Annotated in this window: 17 protein-coding genes and 2 pseudogenes; 16 read left to right on the top strand and 3 right to left on the bottom strand. The window is 61.1% G+C overall.

The annotated features are described in order from the left end of the window. The 4 genes and pseudogenes from D6877_RS18265 to D6877_RS18245 all read left to right on the top strand — a co-directional run. Positions 1-207, top strand: a pseudogene (locus tag D6877_RS18265) (L-carnitine dehydrogenase); the annotation flags it as partial. Positions 208-334: 127 nt separating this feature from the next. Further along, on the top strand, positions 335-811 hold the full coding sequence (locus D6877_RS18260) for a thioesterase family protein (RefSeq protein ID WP_130911674.1): 477 nt from the start codon (positions 335-337) through the stop codon (positions 809-811). 26 nt (positions 812-837) lie between these two features. Beyond that, complete coding sequence (locus D6877_RS18255; RefSeq protein ID WP_130911673.1) at positions 838-2,001, top strand: gamma-butyrobetaine dioxygenase; 1,164 nt, start codon at positions 838-840, stop codon at positions 1,999-2,001. Between the two features lie 371 nt (positions 2,002-2,372). After that, a complete protein-coding gene (locus D6877_RS18245) occupies positions 2,373-2,636 on the top strand; it encodes a hypothetical protein (protein ID WP_016772808.1) in 264 nt (87 codons plus the stop codon). Between the two features lie 89 nt (positions 2,637-2,725). On the opposite strand, the gene D6877_RS18240 is transcribed toward D6877_RS18245, so the two are convergent. Both D6877_RS18240 and D6877_RS18235 read right to left on the bottom strand, forming a co-directional pair. Continuing rightward, positions 2,726-3,829, bottom strand: a complete 1,104-nt coding sequence (locus D6877_RS18240; RefSeq protein WP_007949927.1) for a GlxA family transcriptional regulator — start codon at positions 3,827-3,829, stop codon at positions 2,726-2,728. Positions 3,830-4,376: 547 nt separating this feature from the next. Continuing rightward, positions 4,377-5,753 (bottom strand): L-serine ammonia-lyase, encoded by a 1,377-nt coding sequence (locus D6877_RS18235; protein WP_130911672.1) that lies wholly within the window; start codon positions 5,751-5,753, stop codon positions 4,377-4,379. Positions 5,754-6,188: 435 nt separating this feature from the next. On the opposite strand from D6877_RS18235, the gene D6877_RS18230 reads away from it, so the two are divergent. The 3 genes from D6877_RS18230 to choV all read left to right on the top strand — a co-directional run bounded on the left by D6877_RS18230 (position 6,189) and on the right by choV (position 9,234). Then, the gene (locus D6877_RS18230) at positions 6,189-7,136 is read left to right on the top strand and encodes a choline ABC transporter substrate-binding protein (protein ID WP_016772806.1); all 948 of its coding nucleotides are present in this window, start codon (positions 6,189-6,191) and stop codon (positions 7,134-7,136) included. Between the two features lie 77 nt (positions 7,137-7,213). Then, on the top strand, positions 7,214-8,059 hold the full coding sequence (choW, locus tag D6877_RS18225; protein ID WP_016772805.1) for a choline ABC transporter permease subunit: 846 nt from the start codon (positions 7,214-7,216) through the stop codon (positions 8,057-8,059). After that, a complete protein-coding gene (gene choV / locus D6877_RS18220; protein WP_016772804.1) occupies positions 8,056-9,234 on the top strand; it encodes a choline ABC transporter ATP-binding protein in 1,179 nt (392 codons plus the stop codon). Before choW ends, choV begins: the two co-directional genes overlap by 4 nt. Before the next feature lie 288 nt (positions 9,235-9,522). Here the strand turns inward: choV and D6877_RS18215 are convergent, their stop codons facing one another. Next, a complete protein-coding gene (locus D6877_RS18215) occupies positions 9,523-11,463 on the bottom strand; it encodes a BCCT family transporter (RefSeq protein WP_223630511.1) in 1,941 nt (646 codons plus the stop codon). A gap of 486 nt (positions 11,464-11,949) precedes the next feature. On the opposite strand from D6877_RS18215, the gene betI reads away from it, so the two are divergent. The 9 genes and pseudogenes from betI to D6877_RS29990 form a co-directional block, all read left to right on the top strand. Beyond that, positions 11,950-12,543 (top strand): transcriptional regulator BetI, encoded by a 594-nt coding sequence (betI, locus tag D6877_RS18210; protein WP_008085771.1) that lies wholly within the window; start codon positions 11,950-11,952, stop codon positions 12,541-12,543. 88 nt (positions 12,544-12,631) lie between these two features. After that, the gene (gene betB, locus D6877_RS18205) at positions 12,632-14,104 is read left to right on the top strand and encodes a betaine-aldehyde dehydrogenase (protein ID WP_130911671.1); all 1,473 of its coding nucleotides are present in this window, start codon (positions 12,632-12,634) and stop codon (positions 14,102-14,104) included. A 148-nt stretch (positions 14,105-14,252) separates the two neighbouring features. After that, entirely contained in the window at positions 14,253-15,956 is a 1,704-nt protein-coding gene (gene betA / locus D6877_RS18200; RefSeq protein ID WP_122612391.1) for a choline dehydrogenase, read from the top strand. A 252-nt stretch (positions 15,957-16,208) separates the two neighbouring features. Further along, entirely contained in the window at positions 16,209-17,651 is a 1,443-nt protein-coding gene (locus D6877_RS18195; RefSeq protein ID WP_130911670.1) for a TldD/PmbA family protein, read from the top strand. Next, on the top strand, positions 17,651-18,988 hold the full coding sequence (locus D6877_RS18190) for a TldD/PmbA family protein (RefSeq protein ID WP_073476436.1): 1,338 nt from the start codon (positions 17,651-17,653) through the stop codon (positions 18,986-18,988). The genes D6877_RS18195 and D6877_RS18190 overlap by 1 nt, the downstream gene beginning before the upstream one ends. Before the next feature lie 190 nt (positions 18,989-19,178). Further along, positions 19,179-20,606 (top strand): multidrug transporter subunit MdtD, encoded by a 1,428-nt coding sequence (mdtD, locus tag D6877_RS18185; RefSeq protein ID WP_130911669.1) that lies wholly within the window; start codon positions 19,179-19,181, stop codon positions 20,604-20,606. A 349-nt stretch (positions 20,607-20,955) separates the two neighbouring features. Then, positions 20,956-22,341: an ATP-dependent RNA helicase DbpA gene (gene dbpA, locus D6877_RS18180; RefSeq protein ID WP_024014613.1), complete on the top strand. Its 1,386-nt coding sequence runs from the start codon at positions 20,956-20,958 to the stop codon at positions 22,339-22,341. 220 nt (positions 22,342-22,561) lie between these two features. Beyond that, a complete protein-coding gene (locus D6877_RS18175) occupies positions 22,562-23,740 on the top strand; it encodes an NAD(P)/FAD-dependent oxidoreductase (protein WP_130911668.1) in 1,179 nt (392 codons plus the stop codon). 11 nt (positions 23,741-23,751) lie between these two features. Further along, positions 23,752-23,853, top strand: a pseudogene (locus tag D6877_RS29990) (metal ABC transporter ATP-binding protein); the annotation flags it as partial. Positions 23,854-23,970 lie beyond the last annotated feature (117 nt).

Here is a 23,970-nt window from a genome sequence, read left to right as displayed (position 1 = left end):
GGCCCGGCGTTGCAGTTGCCGTGGACGTATCTGCCGGCACCGGAGCTGACCGACAGGTTGATCGATGATGTGGTCGATGGCACCACTGATCAGCTCGGTCGGCACAGCATTTCCGCGCTGGAGCGCTATCGTGATGATTGTTTGCTGGCGGTGCTTGAAGCGGTGAAGACCACCAAGGAAAAGCATGGAATGAGTTTCAGCGAATAGACCTTGCAGAGCGCTTCCGGCCTCTTCGCGAGCAGGCTCGCTCCCACAGGTAAACGCATTTCAATGTGGGAGCGAGCCTGCTCGCGAAGACGGCAGTCCAGTCATCATCAATGTTGGAACCGAAACCATGCCCCACCTCACCACCTACCAAACCAGCATCATCCCCGACTGGGTCGACTACAACGGCCACCTGCGCGACGCCTTCTACCTGCTGATTTTCAGCTACGCCACCGATGCCCTGATGGACCGCCTCGGCATGGACAGCAGCAACCGCGAGGCCAGCGGCCACTCGCTGTTCACCCTTGAGCTGCACCTCAATTATCTGCACGAAGTGAAGCTCGACACCGAGGTGGAAGTGCGCACGCAAATCATCGGCCACGACAGCAAGCGCCTGCACCTCTACCACAGCCTGCACAAGGTCGGCGATGAGCAAGAGTTGGCCGGCAATGAACAGATGCTTTTGCACGTCGACCTCGCCGGCCCGCGCTCGGCGCCGTTCAGCCCTGATACGTTACATCGCTTGCAAGCCATCGTCGCCGATCAGACCGACCTGCCCGCTCCCGCTTACATCGGCCGCGTGATCGCGCTGCCACCCGCTCGGTAAATCCCCCCCACTGCCAAGGAGCCGCCATGAATACCGCCGTCGCTGTTGCCGATTTTCGTACTTATCCGTTGATCAGCGCGCTCGGTGGCGTGCAGGGTCTGGCGGATCGCGTTGTTATCGAATGGGCTGACGGGCGTGTCAGCCCGTTTCACCACGTATGGCTGCGCGACAATTGCCCGTGTGATCAATGTGTCTACAGCGTCACTCGCGAGCAGGTTTTCGAGAGCGTCGATGCCGCAGAGGATTTGCGACCGCTGGCCACGCGCATCGACAGCGATGGTTGCCTGCGTATCGACTGGCAGGACGGTCACCTCAGCCGCTTTGACCCGGGCTGGTTGCGCGCACATGCCTATGACGATGAATCCCGCGCCGAACGCCTGGCCGGCAAACCGCAGCCCCAATTGTGGCACAGCGATCTGCAGTTGCCGGTGTTCGACTACACCGCGCTGATGAACGACAACGCCGCGCTGCTGCAATGGTTGCTCGCCGTGCGCGACATCGGCCTGACCCAAGTGCGCGGCGTGCCCACAGAGCCGGGCTCGCTGAAGCTCATCGCGCAGCGGATTTCCTTCATTCGCGAAAGCAACTTCGGCGTGCTGTTCAATGTGCAATCCAAAGCCGACGCCGACAGCAACGCCTACACCGCCTTCAACCTGCCATTGCACACGGATTTGCCGACTCGCGAGCTGCAACCGGGGCTGCAATTTCTGCATTGCCTGGTGAATGATGCCGAGGGTGGCGAGAGCATTTTCGTCGATGGTTTTGCGATCGCCGACGCCTTGCGTCAGGAGGAGCCGCAGCTGTTTGAGGCCCTGTGTGAAATCCCCGTGGAATTTCGCAACAAGGACCGGCACAGCGACTATCGCTGCCTGGCGCCGATCATCGCTGTGGATGCGCTGGGCCGGGTGGCGGAGATTCGCATGGCCAACTTTCTGCGCGGGGCGTTCGATACGTCGGTGGCGCAGATGCCGCTGCTGTATCGAGCCTATCGGCGCTTTATTGCGATGACCCGCGAGCCGCGGTTTCGGCTGATGCAGCGGCTCAAGCCGGGCGAGTTGTGGTGCTTTGACAACCGCCGCACGCTGCATGCGCGCAATGCCTTTGATCCAGCGACCGGGGCGCGGCATTTTCAGGGCTGCTATGTCGACCGGGATGAGTTGTTGTCGCGGGTTCTGGTGTTGCAACGTTGAACCGCGTCATCGTTCTTCGCGAGCAGGCTCGCTCCCACAGGGGTACGCATTGCAAAGTGGGAGCGAGCCTGCTCGCGAAAGCGTCAGCGGGAACAACAAATCTCTGGCTGATTCACAAGCAAAAAAAACTCCGATCAAGCCGTGACAGGATCGGAGCTGAGGAGGGTACTGTTGAGGAGCTGCCAGGCGAGGGTGACCAAACCTTCGTGAAGCGAGCTGGGGCCAGTGTGCCTAGTCGTCCATTCAGTCGGTTAGCCGAAAACGACCTGTTCATAGTCGTCCCGGCCACCGCGACAAAACGCCCTTGCCGCGTCCGGTCGGGGCCACCAGAATCGAGCCAAGACCTCCGTTGCCACAGAAGGATTTGCGTAATGATGTACGCCGATTTGATTGACCAGGAAGATCTGTTGGGCCAGCTCAAGGCCTTGGGTATTCAGGTGCCGAGCGGTACCACCGCCGAGCAGGCCTGCGAGTGTGCGGTGCGTGGCCTGGATAATGTTCGCGCATTCGAACTGCGCAAGATGGTCAAGGACATGTACACCAGCGGCGCCAGCATTCAGCCGGCGGTGCGTCAGGCGATCGACAAGCAGTTGTTGCCGGCCCTCTCGGATTATCAGCAGTCCCACAGCGCCTGAGAAAAGATCAAAAGATCGCAGCCTTCGACAGCTCCTACAGGGGAACGTATTCCAAATGTAGGAGCTGCCGAAGGCTGCGATCGTTTGCTTTACAGCCTTACGCTGGCAAACGTCGACTCATTGCGCGCCTGACTCAGCGCTGACATCGGCCCCGACAGCGGCGACATCACGATGGCCTGCGGCAGTGGCAGCATCGCCACCTGCTGGGTGGTGTTGGAGCCGACGCGCTCGTCACGCGGCGGGATGCCGAAGTACTCGCGATAGCACTTGGAGAAGTGCGGCGTGGAGACGAAACCACACACCGACGCCACTTCGATGATCGACATCGGCGTCTGCTTGAGCAGTTGCCGGGCGCGGATAAGGCGTAGCTTCAGGTAATAGCGTGACGGCGAGCAGTGCAGGTATTTCTGGAACAACCGCTCCAGCTGTCGACGCGACACCGCGACATACACCGCCAGTTCATCCAGATCGATCGGCTCTTCCAGGTTGGCTTCCATCAGCGCGACGATTTCCTGCAACTTCGGCTGGTTGGTGCCGAGCATGTGCTTGAGCGGCACACGTTGGTGATCCTGTTCGTTGCGGATGCGCTCGTAGACGAACATCTCCGAGATCGCTGCCGACAGTTCGCGACCGTGATCGCGGCTGATCAGGTGCAGCATCATGTCCAGCGGCGCGGTGCCGCCGGAGCTGGTGAAGCGGTTACGATCGAGGGTGAACAGCCGTGTGCTCATGGCCACCCGCGGGAAAGCTTCCTGCATCGCCGCCAGACATTCCCAGTGCACGCTGCAATCGAAGCCGTCGAGCAGACCGGCGCAGGCCAGCGCCCAACTGCCGGTGCACACCGCGCCCAGGCGCTTGGACTGGCGCGCCTGGCTTTGCAGCCACGAGACGTGTTCACGGGTTACGGTACGTTGAATGCCGATGCCGCCGCAGACAATCACCGTGTCCAGAGGCGGGGCTTTGTGCATGGAGGCATCGGGTGTGATCTGCAGACCGTCACTGGCCCAGACCTGGCCGCCATCGACGGTGAGGGTGCTCCAGCGATACAGCTCGCGACCGGACAACTGGTTGGCCATGCGCAGCGGCTCAACGGCGGACGCCAGGGAAATCAGCGTGAAATTGTCCAGCAGCAGAAAGCCGATGGATTGAGGCGCACGGTTCTGGGGTTGGGCCCCGGAGTTGAACGACGTCATCGCGGTATCTCCTCACACAAAGCGGGTGGCGGCCTCAGGCGGAGGCTCTTGTTATTGCCCGCGTCTCACAGAGAAAGCAGGCTTTGTTATGACAGAGCAATTGCCGTGCCTGAAATTGGACGGCCATTCAATAACTCCTGAAAACGACCTCGCGACGCGTCTATACGAGACCTCGGAACATGCCATTTCGAAGTGCCATCAAGCGCCACGAGAGCCCTGCCGCGCAGCCTGTGAGCAGATCGGTAGCACTTGTGGGAACTGGCCTGCAGCGGATTTGCACAGAGTGTCACCGCAAGCACGGACGACGGACGGTCGAGTAGCGACTGACAAGTCACGACTGACAGTGACGCTTGTCTGATTGCGACGCGCCAAAAGGTGGCGTGGCTGGATTGGGGTGTTCTTTTGTTGAGCAGTTTTGACTGGTCTGGCGCCTTCGCGAGCAGGCTCGCTCCCACACTGGAATCTGGGGTTCACAAATATTGTGTTCACTGGAGATCTATTGTGGGAGCGAGCCTGCTCGCGAAGAATCCACCTCGGTGTGGCTGGCTCAGCACTCAACCGCACTGACCGCCAAGCCACCGCGCGAAGTTTCTTTATATTTGTCATGCATATCGGCGCCGGTATCGCGCATGGTGCGGATCACCCGGTCCAGCGAGATAAAGTGCTGACCGTCGCCGCGCAGGGCCATTTGCGCCGCGTTGATGGCTTTCACGGCGGCGATCGCATTGCGCTCGATACACGGCACCTGCACCAGGCCACCGACCGGGTCGCAGGTCAGGCCCAGATTGTGCTCCAGGCCGATTTCCGCCGCGTTGCACAATTGCTCGGGCGTGGCGCCGAGAATCTCCGCCAGCCCCGCCGCTGCCATGGCGCAGGCCGAACCGACCTCGCCCTGGCAGCCCACCTCGGCCCCAGAGATCGACGCATTCTTCTTGCACAGAATGCCGACTGCCGCCGCGCCGAGGAAATAGTCGACGACGTTGGCGTCGGTGACTGCCTCGCTGAATTTCATGAAGTAGTGCAGCACCGCCGGGATGATCCCCGCCGCGCCGTTGGTCGGTGCAGTGACCATGCGCCCGCCGGCAGCATTCTCTTCATTGACGGCCAGGGCGAACAGATTGACCCACTCCATCGCGCTCAGGGTCGAGCCGATGACATTGGGCTTATTCAGCTCTTGCAGGCTGCGGTGCAACTTCGCCGCACGCCGCCGCACGTTCAGGCCGCCGGGCAGAATGCCTTCGTGCTTGAGGCCTTGCTCGACGCAATCCTGCATCGCCCGCCACAGTTTCATCAGCCCGGCACGGATCTCTTCTTCGCTGCGCCAGACCTTTTCGTTGGCCATCATCAGTTCGGCAACGCGCAGGTTGTGCGTTTTGCACAACTCCAGCAGCTCGACCGCACTGGAGAAATCGTAGGGCAATTCGGTGCGATCCAGATCGACCACACCACTGGACGCTTGCGCCTCATCAACGACGAAGCCGCCGCCGACCGAATAGTAGGTGTCACGGTGCAGCTCAGCGAACTCGCCTTCGGCCACCAGCGTCATGGCGTTGGGATGGAATGGCAGGTTTTCATCGATCAGGCGCATGTCCCGCGCCCACACAAACGGCACCGACAGGCGACCATCCAATAAAAGCGTATGGGTTTCGCGCAGCGCCTGAATGCGCGGGCCGATCTGCGCCGGGTCGATTGCGTCCGGCCACTCGCCCATCAGACCCATGATCACTGCGTTGTCGCTGCCGTGACCGATGCCGGTGGCCGACAGCGATCCGAACAACTGCACCTCGATGCGCCGCACCTGTTCCAGCTGATGCTTGCCGCGCAGCGACTCGACGAACAGTGCGGCGGCGCGCATCGGCCCGACGGTGTGGGAACTGGAAGGGCCGATGCCGATTTTGAACAGGTCGAAAACGCTGATAGCCATTGCTGCGAAGCTCCTGAGAATACCGGTCCGGGCGGCAAAAGCGCCCGCTGGCGGAGCTGCTACGCTCAAGCTGCGATCCGCCGAATGCCGGCATCATCGGGCTTTTGTCGGCGCGCTCGGCGTCTGACACCGACGCAGTCATGTCCAGCAGCGTCGTTACGTTTTCGCCCCGCAAATACGCCGTTTTTATGCCGTTGAGCAGGTCATCGGGGGCGGAAAAAAGCTGTAAGCGACGTCACCGACACTGGAAGCGACCATCCCTGTACTGGATACGACCCTCCCTGTAGGCGTCAGATTTTCACTGGTACATGATCGGGATGACTCGATTGCAAGGCGCTGCGGTAGAGCTGTCGTCAGAACGCCACCAACCGCAACCCATAAGTGCGGTGGTCCACAGTCGGAACACTGCCAAAAAAAACACCAAGGAGTCCATCCATGAAAGGTTCCCCGTCGTTGTTGTTGGCCGCCCTGCTGAGTCTGCCGTTACTGGCGCAAGCCGCAGAACCGGCACAGTGCAGCCTCGTTAACTTCTCCGATGTCGGCTGGACCGACATCACCGCAACCACCGCCACCACTTCCGTTGTTCTCAACGCCCTCGGCTACAAGACCAAAACCACCATGATCTCCGTGCCCGTGACCTACAAGTCGCTGGCCGACGGCAAGAACATGGACGTGTTTCTCGGTAACTGGATGCCGACCATGGAGAACGACATCAAGCCGTATCGCGATGCCGGCACCGTCGACACCGTGCGCACCAACCTCAAGGGTGCCAAATACACCCTCGCCGTGCCGCAAGCCCTGTACGACAAAGGCCTGCATGACTTCGCCGACATCGCCAAATTCAAGAAAGAACTCGACGGCAAGATCTACGGCATCGAGCCGGGCAACGACGGCAACCGGCTGATCCAGAGCATGATCGACAAGGATGCCTTCGGCCTGAAAACCGCAGGCTTCAAGATCGTCGAATCCTCCGAGGCCGGCATGCTCTCGCAAGTCGACCGGGCGCAGAAGCGCGACACCGCCGTGGTCTTCCTCGGCTGGGCGCCGCACCCGATGAACAAGCGCTTCAAGATTCAGTACCTGACCGGCGGCGACGACTTCTTCGGCCCCGATTTCGGCGCAGCCACCGTGGCGACCAACACCCGCAAGGGTTACGCCGAAGAATGCAGCAATGTCGGTCAGCTGTTGAAAAACCTGGAGTTCACCGTCGACATGGAAAGTGAACTGATGGGCAACATTCTCGACGACAAGATGAAGCCTGACGCGGCCGCCAAGGCCTGGCTGAAAAAGAATCCACAGGTGCTCGATACCTGGCTCGCTGGCGTGACCACCATTGACGGTAAACCAGGCCTGGAGGCCGTGAAAGCCAAGCTCGCGCCTTGATTTGAAAGGCACCGCTTATGCCGGGCAGGCGTGCCTGCCCGGGCTGTTAATTTCCTTGCATGCGGACGTTCACTACCATGCTGATTGATCAGAAAATACCTTTAGGCCAGTACATCGCGGGCTTCGTCGAATGGTTGACGCAACACGGCGCCAACACCTTCGACGCAATCGCCGTGACACTGGAAACGATGATCCACGGCGTGACGTTTGCGCTGACCTGGTTCAACCCGTTGGTGCTGATTGGCCTGATTGCCATCATTGCCCATCTGATTCAACGCAAGTGGGGCCTGACCGCGTTCGTGGTCGCCTCGTTCCTGCTGATCCTCAACCTGGGTTACTGGCAGGAAACCATGGAAACCCTCGCCCAGGTGCTGTTCGCCACCCTGGTCTGCGTGTTGATCGGCGTGCCGCTGGGCATCGTCGCCGCGCACAAACCGATGTTCTACACCATGATGCGGCCGGTGCTCGATCTGATGCAGACCGTACCGACCTTCGTTTACCTCATTCCTACCCTGACCCTCTTCGGGCTGGGTGTGGTTCCGGGCCTGATCTCCACAGTGGTGTTCGCCATCGCGGCGCCGATCCGCCTGACCTACCTGGGCATCCGTGATGTCCCGCAAGAACTGATGGACGCCGGCAAGGCCTTCGGCTGCTCGCGTCGCCAATTACTCTCAAGGATCGAACTGCCGCACGCCATGCCGAGCATCGCGGCCGGCATCACCCAGTGCATCATGCTGTCGCTGTCGATGGTGGTGATCGCGGCACTGGTCGGCGCCGACGGACTCGGCAAACCGGTGGTCAACGCACTGAACACTGCTGATATTGCGCTGGGCTTCGAAGCAGGCCTGGCAATCGTACTGCTGGCGATCATGCTCGACCGTATCTGCAAACAACCCGACGCTAAAGTAGGGGGTGACGCATGAGCATAATTCGCTTCGAAGACGTCGACGTAATCTTCTCCAAGGACCCGCGCGAGGCACTCAAGCTGCTCGATCAGGGCATGACCCGCAACGAGATCCTGAAGAAGACCGGTCAGATCGTCGGCGTGGAAAAAGCCACGCTGGACATCAACAAAGGCGAGATCTGCGTGCTGATGGGCCTGTCCGGCTCGGGCAAGTCGAGCCTGCTGCGCTGCATCAACGGCCTCAACACCGTGAGCCGTGGCAAGCTGTTCGTCGAGCATGAAAACCGTCAGATCGACATCGCGTCCTGCACGCCCGCCGAGCTGAAGATGATGCGCACCAAGCGCATTGCCATGGTGTTCCAGAAGTTCGCCCTGATGCCCTGGCTGACAGTGCGCGAGAACATCAGTTTCGGTCTGGAAATGCAGGGTCGACCGGAGAAGGAACGCAAGAAACTGGTCGATGAGAAACTCGAACTGGTTGGCCTGACCCAATGGCGCAACAAGAAGCCCGACGAACTCTCCGGCGGCATGCAGCAGCGCGTCGGCCTCGCCCGCGCGCTGGCCATGGACGCCGACATTCTGCTGATGGACGAACCGTTCTCGGCCCTCGACCCGCTGATCCGCCAGGGCCTGCAGGATGAACTACTGGAACTGCAACGCAAGCTGAGCAAAACCATCGTGTTCGTCAGCCACGACCTCGATGAAGCACTCAAACTCGGCAGCCGCATCGCGATCATGAAGGACGGTCGGATCATCCAGTACAGCGTGCCGGAAGAAATCGTCCTCAACCCGGCGGACGACTATGTGCGCACCTTCGTCGCCCACACCAATCCGCTCAACGTGCTCTGCGGCCGCAGCCTGATGCGCACCCTGGACAAGTGCAAACGCATCAACGGTTCGGTGTGCCTCGATCCGGGCGGCGACTCGTGGCTGGACCTGGCCGAAGGCAACACCATCAAAGGCGCACGGCAGAACGGTTCAGTGCTGAATCTGCAGAACTGGGCACCGGGGCAAGCGGTGGAAGGCCTGGAGCGCAAGCCAACGCTGGTGGACTCGAACATCGGCATGCGTGACGCGCTGCAGATCCGTTATCAGACCGGCAACAAGCTGGTGCTGCACGATAACAATCATGTGGTGGGGATTCTCGGCGACAGCGAGTTGTATCACGCGTTGTTGGGCAAGAATCTGGGGTAATGCGCCAGGTGGGATAAAAAAAGGGATCGCGGTGAGCGATCCCTTTTTGTTGGGTCAGGAATAGCCCCTCACCCTAGCCCTCTCCCAGAGGGAGAGGGGACTGACCCAGTTGAACTTTCGAGCTACATCGACCTGAGAAATCGAGTCGAACTCAGGCTTGGAGAAGCTTCCGGTCGGGTTCCAAACCCATAATCGACTCGGTCTTCCAGGTCGGCGTATAGCGCAAGACACCTCGGTCAGCTCCCTCTCCCTCCGGGAGAGGGCTGGGGTGAGGGCAGGCTTTTGACTTTAGCTATAAACCCGCCCCAACAACTGCCGATGGCTTTCAAACTGGTCCAACACATCCCGGGTGATCTGCTCAGGAGTGAAGCCCATCAAGTCGTAATCCTGACTGCCATTGTGCAAATACACCTCAGCACGGTAGTAACGCTGACGCGCTTCATCCGATTGCGCCGATTCGGTCGGGGTCGCCAGATAACCATCCAGGCTCACTTCGTAAACGAAAGGGTTGCCCTCTTCCATCTCGACCCGCACACCCATGCAGCGCTTGGCCTTGCCCAGCAGCGTCTGCACTTCAATGCCCTGATTGCGCAATTGCGCCGCTGCATCTTCCAGCGCCGGGGTGACGTGTTTGTCCATGAAGCGCTGCACCACCGATTGGCTCGGCTGCAGATCCAGTTGCGTCAGGCGCTCGCTGAAACCACGGCGTCCGCGCTCGGCCAGTTGCGCTTGCTCCTGTTCGATCTGCACGTCCTGGCGCATCGCCTTGTGCAGGCCGAACATGAAGCAGATCAGCACCACCGAGAACGGCAGGCCGGCCAGCACGACCATGGTCTGCATGGCTTCGAAGTTGCCGGCGAACAGCAGGCCGATGGTCACCAGCGTGATCACCACCGACCAGAAGATCCGCAGCCAGTGCGGCGCGTCTTCATCGACGTTGCCGCCCTTGCAGGAAAGATTCGCCATCATCACCGCGCCGGAGTCGGCCGGGGTCAGGAACAGCACGAAGCCGACAAAGATCGACACCCCGATGACGACTTTCGACGCCGGATAATGCTCAAGCAATTGATAGATCGCCATCGACGGCTGTTCCAGCGCCGTCTTGCCCAACTCCACCGCGCCCTGATTCATCACCAGATCCAGCGCCGAGTTGCCGAAGATCGACAGCCACGCCAAAGTGAAGCCCAGCGGAATCAGCAGCACGCCAGCGACCAGTTCACGCACGCTGCGGCCACGGGAAATCCGTGCGATGAACATGCCCACGAATGGCGCCCAGGAAATCCACCAGGCCCAGTAGAACAGGGTCCACAGGCCCAGCCAGCGATCGGACTTGGCGCTGTCGCCTTCATAGACGTACAGGTCGAAGGTCTTCAGCACCACGCCGTTGAGGTAGTCACCGATGTTCTGCACGAAGCCGTTGAGCAGGTGCAGGGTCGGGCCGAACAGCAGGACGAAAATCAGCAGGCCGCTGAACAGCACGATGTTCAGGTTGGACAGACGACGGATGCCGTTTTCCACACCGGACACTGCGGCGATGGTCGCCACGGTGCTCATGACGATGATAACGATCAGCAGGTTGGTGTTGCTGTGCTCCATGCCGAACAGGTTTTCCAGCCCGGACGACACTTGCAGCGAGCCAATCCCCAGGTTGGTCACCAGACCCAGCAGGGTCACGAACATGCCGAAGCCGTCCACCGCGTGCCCGGCCGCGCCTTTGACCCAACGCTCGCCGACCAGCGGATACAGCGCCGAACGCAGCGCCAGCGGCTGGTTATGCCGATAGGCGAAATACGCCACGGCCAGACCGACCAGTGCGTAGATCGCCCAGCCGTGCAGGCCCCAGTGCAGGAAAGTCAGTTGCACCGCCTGGCGCGCGGCCATGTTTGTGGCCGAGGTGCCTTCCGGCGGATTGAAGTAGTGATCCAGTGGCTCGGACGCGCCGAAGTACAGCAGCGAAATGCCGATGCCCGACGAGAACAGCATCCCCGCCCAGGCGCCGTAACTGAAGTCCGGGGTGTCGTCCTTGCTGCCCAGTTTGAGTTTGCCGTACGAGGAAAACGCCAGACCGACCACGAACACCAGGTAGGCGGCGATCACCACCATGTAGTACCAGCCGAAGCTGCGCGACAACCAGGCCTGGGCCATGCCCAACATTCTGCCGGCCTCTTGCGGGGCGATGATCAGAATGGCGGTCAACAACAGAATCAGCGCGGTCGAGGTGTAGAACACCCAACCGTTGACCGTCACCTTCTCGGGCGGGGTCTTTATTAGCGAGGCAGAACTCATGGCACAAATGCTCCAGGCAGTGCGAGAGAAGAACACAAGGCATCACGGAACCCGACCAATCGGTTAGTTGGCAGCCGACCGGCGGGTGATATAAAGACACTCCGAAAAAAGCCCGAACCTGCCGAAATGGCGTTGCGTATTCGCTTTCGTGGCCAGAGGCGACGGACGTTCATCCGAAACCTGGCCCCGAGCGTCTTGCCCTTTCAACACGTCCATCGAATCGCGAACCGCGCCATGCCCCACGCAGGTTTCGAGCCGTTTCAGGTGTCGGTTTTTATCGTCATCACACGTAGGAATTTTCTGTAGGCAGCGACGAATTGTCGCAGATCTTATTCTTTGTTGATTGAACGTTCAATCAAAACAAAATAGACTGGCCCTCAATCCGATCGGCGTCATTCGCCCCTCGGAAGGCCTAAGGAGATGTGCAAGATGCCCAAGGTCGGTATGCAACCCATCCGCCGCCAACAATTGATCGAAGCCACTTTGCAAGCGGTCGATCAGGTCGGAATGGGGGACGCCAGCATTGCGCTGATCGCCCGGTTGGCCGGTGTCTCGAATGGCATCATCAGTCATTACTTTCAGGACAAGAACGGCCTGATCGCCGCCACGATGCGGTACCTGATGACCGCCCTCAGCGAGAGCGTCACCGCGCGCCGTCAGGCGCTGGCAGATGACAGCCCACGGGCGCATCTGCAGGTGATCATCGAAGGCAACTTCGACGCCAGCCAGGTCAATGGCCCGGCAATGAAAACCTGGCTGGCCTTCTGGGCCACCAGCATGCACCAGCCGTCTTTGCACAGGTTGCAGCGGATCAACGATCACCGTCTGTATTCCAACCTGTGCTGCCAGTTCCGCCGTGTGCTGCCGCTCGAAGATGCGCGCAGCGCCGCCCGGGGTCTGGCAGCGTTGATCGACGGTTTGTGGTTGCGCGGCGCGCTGTCGGGAGACGCTTTCGACACGGCGCAGGCGCAACAGATCGCTTACGAATACATGGATTTCCAATTGGCCAAGAAGGTGAGCTAGAGCACACAGAAAACGCTCAGCCCCTGAACTCCACCGCAGCGTGATCGCGGTGGGCAACGCCAACCACCAATGCACTTGCGAGGACACTATGGCCCGTTTCGAACTGCAAAAACTCTACATCGATGGCGCGTATACCGACGCCGGCAGCGACGCCACCTTCGAAGCCATCAACCCGGCGAACGGTGAAGTCCTCGCACTGGTGCAACGTGCGACCAAAGACGACGTCGAGCGCGCTGTGGTCAGCGCCGAAAAGGGCCAGAAAATCTGGGCCGCCATGACCGCCATGGAGCGTTCGCGCATCCTGCGCCGCGCCGTCGACATCCTGCGCGAGCGCAACGATGAGCTGGCCGCACTGGAAACCCTGGACACCGGCAAATCCTTCTCCGAAACCAAGTACGTCGACATCGTCACCGGCGCTGACGTGCTGGAATACTACGCAGGCCTGGTGCCCGCCATCGAAGGCGAGCAGATCCCGCTGCGTGACACCTCTTTCGTTTACACCCGTCGCGAGCCGCTGGGCGTGGTCGCCGGTATCGGCGCGTGGAACTACCCGATCCAGATCGCCCTGTGGAAATCCGCTCCAGCCCTGGCCGCCGGTAACGCGATGATCTTCAAGCCAAGCGAAGTCACCTCGCTGACCACCCTGAAACTGGCGGAGATCTACACCGAAGCGGGCGTGCCGAACGGCGTGTTCAACGTCCTGACCGGCAGCGGCCGCGAAGTCGGCACCTGGCTGACCGAGCACCCGCGCATCGAGAAAATCTCCTTCACCGGCGGCACCGACACCGGCAAGAAAGTCATGGCCAGCGCTTCGGCTTCGTCGCTCAAAGACGTGACCATGGAACTGGGCGGCAAGTCGCCGCTGATCATCTGTGACGACGCCGATCTCGATCGCGCCGCCGACACCGCGATGATGGCCAACTTCTACAGCTCCGGTCAGGTCTGCACCAACGGCACCCGCGTGTTCGTACCGGCGCACCTGAAAGCGGCGTTCGAGGCCAAGATCGTTGAGCGCGTTGCCCGCATCCGCGTTGGCAACCCGGAAGACGAAAACACCAACTTCGGCCCGCTGGTCAGCTTCCCGCACATGGAAAGCGTTTTGGGTTACATCGCCAAGGGTAAAGAAGAAGGCGCGCGCGTCCTGTGTGGCGGCGGTCGTCTGACCGACGGCGAATTCGCCAAAGGCGCGTTCGTTGCGCCAACCGTGTTCACCGACTGCACTGACGACATGACCATCGTGCGTGAAGAAATCTTTGGCCCGGTGATGGCGATCCTCTCCTACGAAACCGAAGAAGAAGTGATCCGCCGCGCCAACGACACCGACTTCGGCCTGGCCGCCGGCATCGTCACCCGCGACCTGAACCGCGCGCACCGCGTGATTCATCAGCTGGAAGCCGGTATCTGCTGGATCAACGCCTGGGGCGAGTCCGACGCAAAAATGCCGGTCGGCGGCTACAAGCAGTCGGGCGTGGGCCGTGAGAACGGGATCAGCTCGCTGAACAACTTCACCCGCATCAAATCGGTACAGGTCGAGCTGGGCGATTACGTCTCGGTGTTCTGATCAGCTAGCTGATCAGCTGCAAGCGGCAAGTTTCAAGCTGCAAGTAAAAGCAGTCTGGGGTTGCCGCCCTCCCCGATTTCGAAGCCACAGCTCGCTGCTTTTTCTTGCAGCTTGAAGCTAGTGGCTTGTAGCTCCCGCAGGAGAATTTATGACTCAAGAATACGACTACATCATCATAGGCGCCGGCTCTGCAGGTAACACACTTGCCACCCGTCTGACTGAAGACGAAGGCGTCACCGTTCTGCTGCTCGAAGCCGGGGGTCCGGACTACCGCCTCGACTTCCGTACGCAGATGCCAGCCGCGCTGGCCTTCCCGCTGCAGGGTCGTCGCTACAACTGGGCCTATGAAACCGATCCAGAGCCGCACATGGACGGCCGCCGGATGGAATGCGGTCGCGGCAAGGGCCTCGGCGGCTCTTCGCTGATCAACGGCATGTGCTACATCCGTGGCAATGCGATGGACTACGACGGCTGGGCGAAACTGCCGGGCCTGGAAGACTGGTCGTACCTCGATTGCCTGCCGTACTTCCGCAAAGCCGAAACCCGTGACATCGGCCCGAACGATTACCACGGTGGCGACGGCCCGGTCAGCGTGACCACGCCGAAAGCCGGCAACAACCCGCTGTTCCACGCCATGGTTGAAGCCGGCGTGCAGGCCGGTTACCCGCGCACCGAAGACCTCAACGGTTACCAGCAGGAAGGCTTCGGCCCGATGGACCGCACCGTGACGCCGAACGGCCGCCGTGCTTCCACCGCCCGTGGCTACCTCGACATCGCCAAGAAGCGTTCGACCCTGACCATCGTCACCCACGCCCTGACCGACAAGATTCTGTTCGAAGGCAAGCGCGCGGTCGGCGTGCGTTACCTGATCGGCGACGCTGAAGAACGTGTTGAAGCCAAGGCGCGCAAGGAAGTCCTGCTGTGCTCCGGCGCCATCGCTTCGCCGCAGATTCTGCAGCGCTCCGGTGTCGGCCCGGCGAAACTGCTGGAAAGCCTCGACATCCCGGTGGTCCACGATCTGCCGGGCGTCGGTGAAAACCTGCAGGATCACCTTGAGCTGTACCTGCAATACGCCTGCACCCAACCGGTTTCGCTGTATCCATCGCTGCTCTGGTACAACCAGCCGGCGATCGGTGCCGAGTGGCTGTTCAACGGCACCGGCATCGGCGCCAGCAACCAGTTCGAGGCCGGCGGTTTCATTCGTTCGCGTCCGGAATTCGAATGGCCGAACATCCAGTACCACTTCCTGCCGGTGGCGATTAACTACAACGGCAGCAACGGTGTGAAAGAGCACGGTTTCCAGGCGCACATGGGTTCCATGCGCTCGCCGAGCCGTGGTCGCATCCAGGTCAAATCCAAGGACCCGCGCCAGCACCCGAGCATCCTCTTCAACTACATGGCCACCGAGCAGGACTGGCAGGAATTCCGCGACGGCATCCGCCTGACCCGCGAAATCATGCAGCAGCCGGCCCTCGACGCGTTCCGTGGTCGCGAAATCAGCCCGGGCATCGACGTGCAAACCGATGAGCAGCTCGACAAGTTCATCCGCGAGCACGCCGAAACCGCGTTCCACCCGTCCTGCTCGTGCAAGATGGGCACCGACGAGATGGCCGTGGTCGATGGCGAAGGTCGTGTGCACGGCATGCAGAGCCTGCGCGTGGTCGATGCTTCGATCATGCCGATCATCACCACCGGCAACCTCAACGCACCGACGATCATGATGGCCGAGAAAATCGCCGACAAGATCCGTGGCCGCAAGCCGCTGCCGCGCAGCAACGCTGCTTATTACGTCGCGAACGGCGCGCCGGTGAAGGGCAAGCCGATGCGGGATATCACTCCGGTTACGCAGTAAGTCGTAAGACCGAGGCGCGACCTTCGCGAGCAGGCTCGCTCCCACATTGGAATGCATTTCAACTGTGGGAGCGAGCCTGCTCGCGAATGGGCCCTCAAATTCAGCACAAATTCCCCCGCTGCACAGTAAATCCCCCTACACCCCCTCTTCACTTGATCCTACCCCCACGCAGGCCTACTCTAGACCTCGCGCAACCGTTTCACCCCTCCCCGCTGTCGCCATGCCGCTACTCCATTACAAGGAGGTTCCCGAATGTTCGATTTCCACCCCCAGCTCAAGCAGCGCTTTGCTGCCTTGCGCACGGGCGCTGAATTTTTTTCCCTGCGGTATGTGCGCGAGTCCGGGCAGTTTCTGTCGGTGCGCAAGAACGTCGCCGAACCGCCGAGCCTGAGCCGCGATGAAGGGGCGATGCTCACCGTGCGCGTCAATGGCGTCGAAGCCTACGCGGCGACCAACGACTTGTCGCAACAAGGCCTGCAAGCCGCGCTTGAACGCGCCGAACTGCAAGCCCGCCGGCTCAAGCCGCACGCCTTGCTCGACCTGCGCGAGCAGACGCTTTCCAGTGACCGCGCTGATTATTTTTCACCCAACCTCGAACAGCCCTTCCCGTCCCTGAGCGAATGCTTCGATCTGCTCGGTGCGGAGTCCGCCTCGGTGCCCAAGGATGAGCGCCTGGTCAATTGGCAGGTGAGCATCGGCATCACCCATGTCGAGCAGATCTACCTGAGCAGCGCCGGCGCCGAATTGCGCCAGGCCCAGCGCTTCGTTTATCCGAGCCTCGACGTCACCGCCTACGACGGCAACGACAGCCAGACCCGCAGCCTCGGCCGCGAGAACTTCGGCCAGCAGGGTGGCGCCGATGTCATCAGCCGTTGCGGCCTGGTCGGTGCCGGTCCGCAAGTCGCCGATCAGGCCCTGCAACTGCTGCTCGCGCCGAACACCCCGCAAGGCCCGCGCGACCTGCTGCTGATGCCAGATCAGATGATGCTGCAGATCCACGAATCCATCGGTCACCCGCTGGAGCTTGACCGGATCCTTGGCGATGAGCGCAATTACGCCGGCACCAGTTTCGTCAAGACCAGCGATTTCGGCAGCCTGCAATACGGCTCCAACCTGCTCAACGTGACCTTCGATCCGGGCATTCCCGAAGAACTCGCCAGCTACGGCCATGACGACGACGGCACTGCGGCGAGCAAACAATTCCTGATTCGCGACGGCCTGCTGTTGCGGCCGCTGGGCGGAGCATTGTCGCAATATCGCGCCGGCCTCGACGGTGTTGCCAACAGCCGCGCCTGCGGCTGGAACCGGCCGCCGATCGACCGCATGGCCAACCTCAACATCGAGCCGGGCGATCAGACGCTGGAGCAGATGATCGGTGGTATCGAGCACGGCATCCTGATGAGCACCAATCGCTCGTGGTCGATCGACGATGCGCGCAACAAATTCCAGTTCGGCTGCGAATGGGGCCAGTTGATCGAGCATGGTGAACTGAAAGGCGTGGTGAAAAATCCCAACTACCGGGCCATTTCCGCGCACTTCTGGAAGAGCCTGCGCGCCGTCGGCGATGCCAACACCGTCAAGGTGCTGGGCACGCCGAACTGCGGCAAGGGCGAACCGAACCAGGTGATTCGCGTCGGCCACGCTTCGCCGGCCTGCGTATTCAGCAACATTGATGTGTTTGGGGGAGACGCCTGATGAGCATTTCGAAGCGTCAGTCCGACGCCTTCAAGGTCATGGTCAACTGGCTGCGCGACAGCGTGCGCGAGCCGGAACAGTTCACGCTCAGCTACGCCGCCGAAGCCTCGGCGTTCGTGCGCTTCAATCACGCCAAGGTGCGCCAGGCCGGGCAAGTACAGCAGGCCAACGTCGGCCTGAAACTGATCGACGACGGTCGACACGCCGACCTGCAGATCACCTTGTCCGGGGATCAGGAAGCCGATCTGCAACGCCTCGCCGAGGGCCTGCAGCAATTGCGCGAAACCCTGCCGCTGCTGCCGCAGGATCCGTACCTGCTGCTCAATCACAACAGCTGGCAGAGCACGCACGTACAAGCGCATCCGCTGCCGGACACCGAAGATGTCGTCGGGCAAATCTGCGCCGCCGCTGAAGGTCTGGATCTGGTCGGCTTCTATGCTGCCGGCCCGATCAGTCGCGGGTTCGCCAGCTCCGCCGGCGCGTTCGGCTGGCATGAAGCCAACAGTTTCAATTTCGACTTCAGCCTGTTCCATGAAAACGGCGAAGCGGTGAAGGCCAGCTACGCCGGGCACGACTGGAGCGACGAAGGGTTTGCCCGGCGTTTCGCCCAGGCCCGCGAACAACTGGAGTTTCTCGGCCGACCGTTACGCACTTTGGCACCGGGACAGTACCGCGCCTATCTGGCACCAGCGGCGCTGGAAGAAATCATGGGCATGCTCAGTTGGGGCGGGTTCTCGGCCCAGTCGATCGCCAGCAAGAGCAGTCCGTTGCAGAAACTCTACGTCGGCGATCAGGCGTTCAGTCCGCTGGTGTCGCTGGATGAGAAAGTCAGCGAATCCCTGAGCCCGGCGTTTTCCGCCGAGGGTTATCCGCGCAGCGATCTGCGTCTGATCATCGAAGGCCGGGCCGGCGATCAGCTGGTCGGCTCGCGCAGCGCCGCCGAATATGGTCTGGCGGCGAACGGTGCGGGCGGCGGCGAAATGCCCAGTGCATTGAACATGGCCGCCGGTGATCTGTCGCAAGCAGAGATCCTCAAGCAGTTGGGCACCGGGCTGTACATCAGCAACCTGTGGTACCTGAACTACTCGGATCAACCGGCGGCGCGCATGACCGGCATGACCCGCTTCGCGACCTTCTGGGTCGAGAACGGCGAGATCCAGGCGCCGGTCAGCACCATGCGTTTCGATGACAGCGCCTACAACCTGCTCGGCTCGCAGCTGGAAGCGTTGACCACCGAGCGCGAACTGCTGCTGTCGGCGAGTACCTACAGCCAGCGCAATACCTCGTCATCGCTGTTGCCGGGGGCGCTGGTCAGCCGGTTGACCCTGACGCTGTAAAACAAAGATCCCCGGCACACAGGGGATCACCTGTTGGAATAGAAACTGTGGCGAGGGGATTTATCCCCGCTGGACTGCGCAGCAGTCCCGCTTTTTTGGGGCCGCTGCGCGACCCAGCGGGGATAAATCCCCTCGCCACAGGGTTTCATGTTTGAACAAAAATCTGGATTAACCACCCACACGAGGTTCCATGCCCAACCGCCCGCCTCTCGACGCCATCACCGCCCGCTGGTTGCCGTGGGTCGTTGCCATTGCGTTCTTCATGCAGTCCCTCGACGGGACCATCCTCAACACCGCGCTGCCGGCCATGGCCAGCGATCTGGCCGAAGACCCGTTGCGCATGCAGGGCGTGATCATCGCCTACATGCTCACCGTGGCCCTGCTGATCCCGGCCTCCGGCTGGATCGCCGACCGCTTCGGCACCAAGAAAATCTTCTTCGGCGCGATTCTGCTGTTCAGTTTCGGCTCGTTGCTGTGCGCTTTGTCCAGCAGTCTGAGCATGCTCATCGGTGCGCGGGTGATTCAGGGCCTCGGTGGTGCGCTGATGCTGCCGGTCGGGCGACTGGTGGTGCTGCGTGCCTACCCGCGCTCGGAACTGGTGCGGATCATGGGTTTCATCACCATTCCCGGCCTGCTCGGCCCGCTGATCGGCCCGACCATGGGCGGCTGGATGGTGGAATACGTGACGTGGCACTGGATCTTCCTGATCAATCTGCCGGTCGGGGTGATCGGCTGTTATGCGGTGTGGAAGTTCATTCCCGACCTGCGCGGCACGGAGCGCACGCGCTTCGATAGCCTCGGTTTTCTGCTGTTCGGCGCGGCGATGATCCTCATCACCATCGCCATGGAAGGCCTTGGCGAACTGCACCTGCCGCACCTGCGGGTGATGTTGCTGCTGTTCGCCGGCATGGCCTGCCTGGCGGCGTATTGGCTGCGCGCCGGGCACATCGAAAACCCGTTGTTCGCGCCGTCATTGTTCAAGACCCGCACGTTTGCCGTCGGCATTCTCGGCAACCTGTTCGCGCGACTGGGCAGCGGCGCTTTGCCGTTTCTGGTGCCGTTGTTGTTGCAAGTGGCGCTGGGTTATTCGCCGTCGCAAGCCGGGATGAGCATGTTGCCGCTGGCCGCTGCAGCAATGATCGCCAAGTGGGTCGCGCGTCCGCTGATCGAACGCCTCGGCTATCGCATCGTGCTCACCGGAAACACGCTGGCGCTGGGGATCATGCTGGCGAGCATGGGTCTGGTCAGCGAGCAGACGCCATACTGGCTGCTGCTGTGCCTGCTAGCCGTGCTGGGTGCAATCAACTCGCTGCAATTCACCGCGATGAATACGGTGACGCTGATCGACCTCGACGATGCCAGCGCGAGCAGCGGCAACAGTCTGCTGTCGGTGGTCGCGCAGTTGTCGCTGAGCCTCGGCGTGGCCTGCGCCGGTGCGCTGCTTGGTGGCTTCACTGCGAAGGTCGGCAACGATGGCGTGGAAACCGTACTCGGTGCGTTCCAGCTGACCTTCGTCACGGTCGGCATCATGGCCATGCTCGCCGCGACGATTTTCTCGCAGCTGTCCAAGGAAGACGGGCGCCGGGCGAAACGGCCGCAGGAGCACATCGAACACTGATTGTGCTGAAGGACATCTGTGGCTGCTGAAGGACTTCTGTGAATGCTGAAGGACTTCTGTGGCTGCTGAAGAGCTTCTATGGCGAGGGGATTTATCCCCGCTGGGGTGCGCAGCAGCCCCAAAAGGTTGGATGCGGTCAGCCGGATGAATTGAGGTGGCAGGTATTGGGGGTGCTGCGCACCCCATCGGGGATAAATCCCCTCGCCACAGATACATCCGCCCGCCACGGGTCATCTTCGGACAGGAACCGCTCGCGGACATCGATTGAGTCGCTGTTCGTCCAGAACTGTCGAGGAAACTGGCAAGGGGCTGCTACACTGCGCGACATTTTGTTTTGCAGGCCAGTCCCGTGACCACCATCGCCACCGCTTTTAATACTCTGCCGCTGTCCGCCGCCATGCTGGCTAACCTCGAATCACTCGGTTATGCCCAGATGACGCCGATCCAGGCGCAGAGCTTGCCGGTGATCCTCAAGGGGATGGACCTGATCGCCCAGGCCAAGACCGGCAGTGGCAAGACCGCCGCGTTCGGCATCGGCCTGCTCAACCCGATCAACCCGCGCTACTTCGGTTGCCAGGCGCTGGTGATCTGCCCGACCCGCGAGCTGGCCGACCAGGTGGCCAAGGAAGTCCGCCGTCTGGCCCGCGCCGAAGACAACATCAAGGTCCTGACCCTGTGCGGCGGCGTGTCGTTCGGCCCGCAGATCGCTTCGCTGGAACACGGCGCACACATCATCGTCGGCACCCCGGGGCGCATTCAGCAGCACTTGCGCAAGGGTTCGCTGGTGCTCGATGGCCTGAACACGCTGATCCTCGACGAAGCCGACCGCATGCTCGACATGGGTTTCTACGACGCCATCGAAGACATCATCATCAAGACCCCGGAGCGCCGCCAGACTCTGCTGTTCTCCGCGACCTACCCGGTGGGCATCAAGCAACTGGCCTCGAAATTCATGCGCGATCCGCAGACCGTCAAGGCTGAAGCCTTCCACGACGACACGCAGATCGAGCAGCGCTTCTACGAGATTTCCCCGGAAGAGCGCATGAGCGCGGTGACCAAAGTCCTGCACCACTTCCGTCCGGCGTCCTGCGTGGCGTTCTGCTTCACCAAGCAGCAGGTGCAGGAAACCGTCGATCACCTGACCGCCAAAGGCATTTCCGCCGTCGGCCTGCACGGCGATCTGGAACAGCGTGACCGCGATCAGGTGCTGGCGATGTTCGCCAACCGCAGCACCTCGGTACTGGTTGCCACCGACGTCGCGGCCCGTGGTCTGGATATCGATGCGCTGGACATGGTGATCAACGTCGAGCTGGCGCGCGATTCGGAAATCCACATCCACCGCGTCGGCCGTACCGGTCGCGCGGGCGAGAAAGGCATCGCCATCAGCCTGGTCGCGCCGTCCGAAGCTCATCGTGCGCAAGCCATCGAACAACTGCAGAAAGCGCCGCTGAACTGGGATCAGATCGACAACCTCAAGTCCCAGGGCCTGGCGCCGCTGCAACCACCGATGACCACCCTGTGCATCGGCGCTGGCCGCAAAGACAAAGTGCGCCCGGGCGACATTCTTGGCGCACTGACCGGCGAAGCGGGCATTCCCGGTGCGCAGGTCGGCAAGATCGCGATCTTCGATTTCCAGGCCTACGTCGCCGTTGAACGCACCGTGGCCATGCAGGCCTTGCAGCGCCTGAACGACGGCAAGATCAAGGGCCGCTCGTTGCGCGTGCGCATTCTCTAGAACAACGCGATGCCCCTGTAGGAGCTGCCGAAGGCTGCGATCTTTTGATCTTGATCTTGATCTTGACCTTGATCTTGATCTTGAAAAGCAAGATCAAGATCAAGAGATCGCAGCCTCGTTTCACTCGTCAGCTCCTACATAGCTCCTGCATAGCTCCTGCATAGCTCCTGCATAGCTTCTACACAGTTGGTTTTGTGGTGATATTTCCGAGGACACCGTTTTGCGCTCTACCGAAGTCGTGATCATTGGCGCTGGCGCCGCCGGCTTGATGTGTGCCCTGACCGCCGCCGGGCGCGGGCGTCAGGTGTTGCTGCTCGACCACGCGAACAAGGCCGGCAAGAAAATCCTCATGTCCGGCGGTGGCCGCTGCAATTTCACCAACATGTACACCGAACCGAGCAATTTCCTCTCGCAGAATCCGCATTTCTGCAAATCGGCGCTGGCGCGTTACACCCAGTGGGATTTCATCGGCCTGGTCGGCAAACATGGCGTGCCCTACCACGAGAAGAAACTCGGCCAGCTGTTCTGCGATAACAAATCCAGCGACATCCTCGGCATGCTCCTTGATGAATGCGATCAGGCCGGCGTCGAGCTGCACCTGGACACTTCGATCCAGACCATCGAAAAAACCGACAGCGGTTATCTGCTCGACACCACACTTGGTCAGGTTCAGTGCCAGTCTCTGGTGATCGCCACCGGCGGGCTGTCGATCCCGACTCTCGGTGCTACCGGTTTCGGTTATCAGGTCGCCAAACAGTTCGGCCATGAGCTGCTGCCGACCCGCGCCGGGCTGGTGCCGTTCACCATTACCGACCAGCTCAAGGAGTTGTGCACAGAGCTGTCCGGCACTTCGGTGGATTGTCTGGTCAGCTGCAATGACCAGAGCTTTCGCGAGAACATCCTGTTCACTCACCGTGGCCTCAGCGGCCCGGCGATTCTGCAGATTTCTTCGTTCTGGGAGCCCGGCGACACGGTGGAAATCAACCTGCTGCCGGATCACGACGCGGCGAGCTGGCTGCAAGAGCAAGTCGCCGAGCGTCCGAACAGCGAGCTGAAGACTTTGCTTGGCGAGATCTTCACCAAGAAAATGGCCAATCTGCTGGCGGACAACTGGTTCGTTTCCAAACCAATGAAGCAGTACACCCACGCCGAACTGGCGGAGATTGCCGAGAAGCTCGGCAGCTGGAAAGTCGTGCCGGCGGGGACTGAGGGCTATCGCACGGCTGAGGTGACCCTGGGCGGCGTCGACACCCGCGAGGTGTCGTCGAAGACCATGGAATCGCTGAAAAGCCCGGGCCTGTACTTCATTGGTGAAGTGCTCGACGTCACCGGGCACTTGGGCGGCTTCAATTTCCAGTGGGCCTGGGCCTCTGGTTACGCCGCCGCGCAGTACGCTTAACTCAAGGCCAAATACAAAACCCTGTGGGAGCGAGCTTGCTCGCGAATGCGGTGTACCAGTCGACATCAATGTTGAATGACACTCCGCTTTCGCGAGCAGGCTCGCTCCCACAATGGTTTGTGGTGTAAGTAAAAGGAACACTTTTTGCTGTCAGATGTGCTCGGCGCCATTGCGTCGGCGTCATTACTGGCTCAATTTAGCGGCATCGCCTCGGAAGGCCTTCGCACTTC

Origin of the sequence: Pseudomonas sp. Sample_9, assembly GCF_004307535.1 — a bacterium.
Taxonomy (GTDB): domain Bacteria; phylum Pseudomonadota; class Gammaproteobacteria; order Pseudomonadales; family Pseudomonadaceae; genus Aquipseudomonas; species Aquipseudomonas mercuritolerans.
The sequence above is the reverse complement of the archived record's forward strand: the minus strand, read 5'-3'. Positions and strand labels throughout refer to the sequence as shown.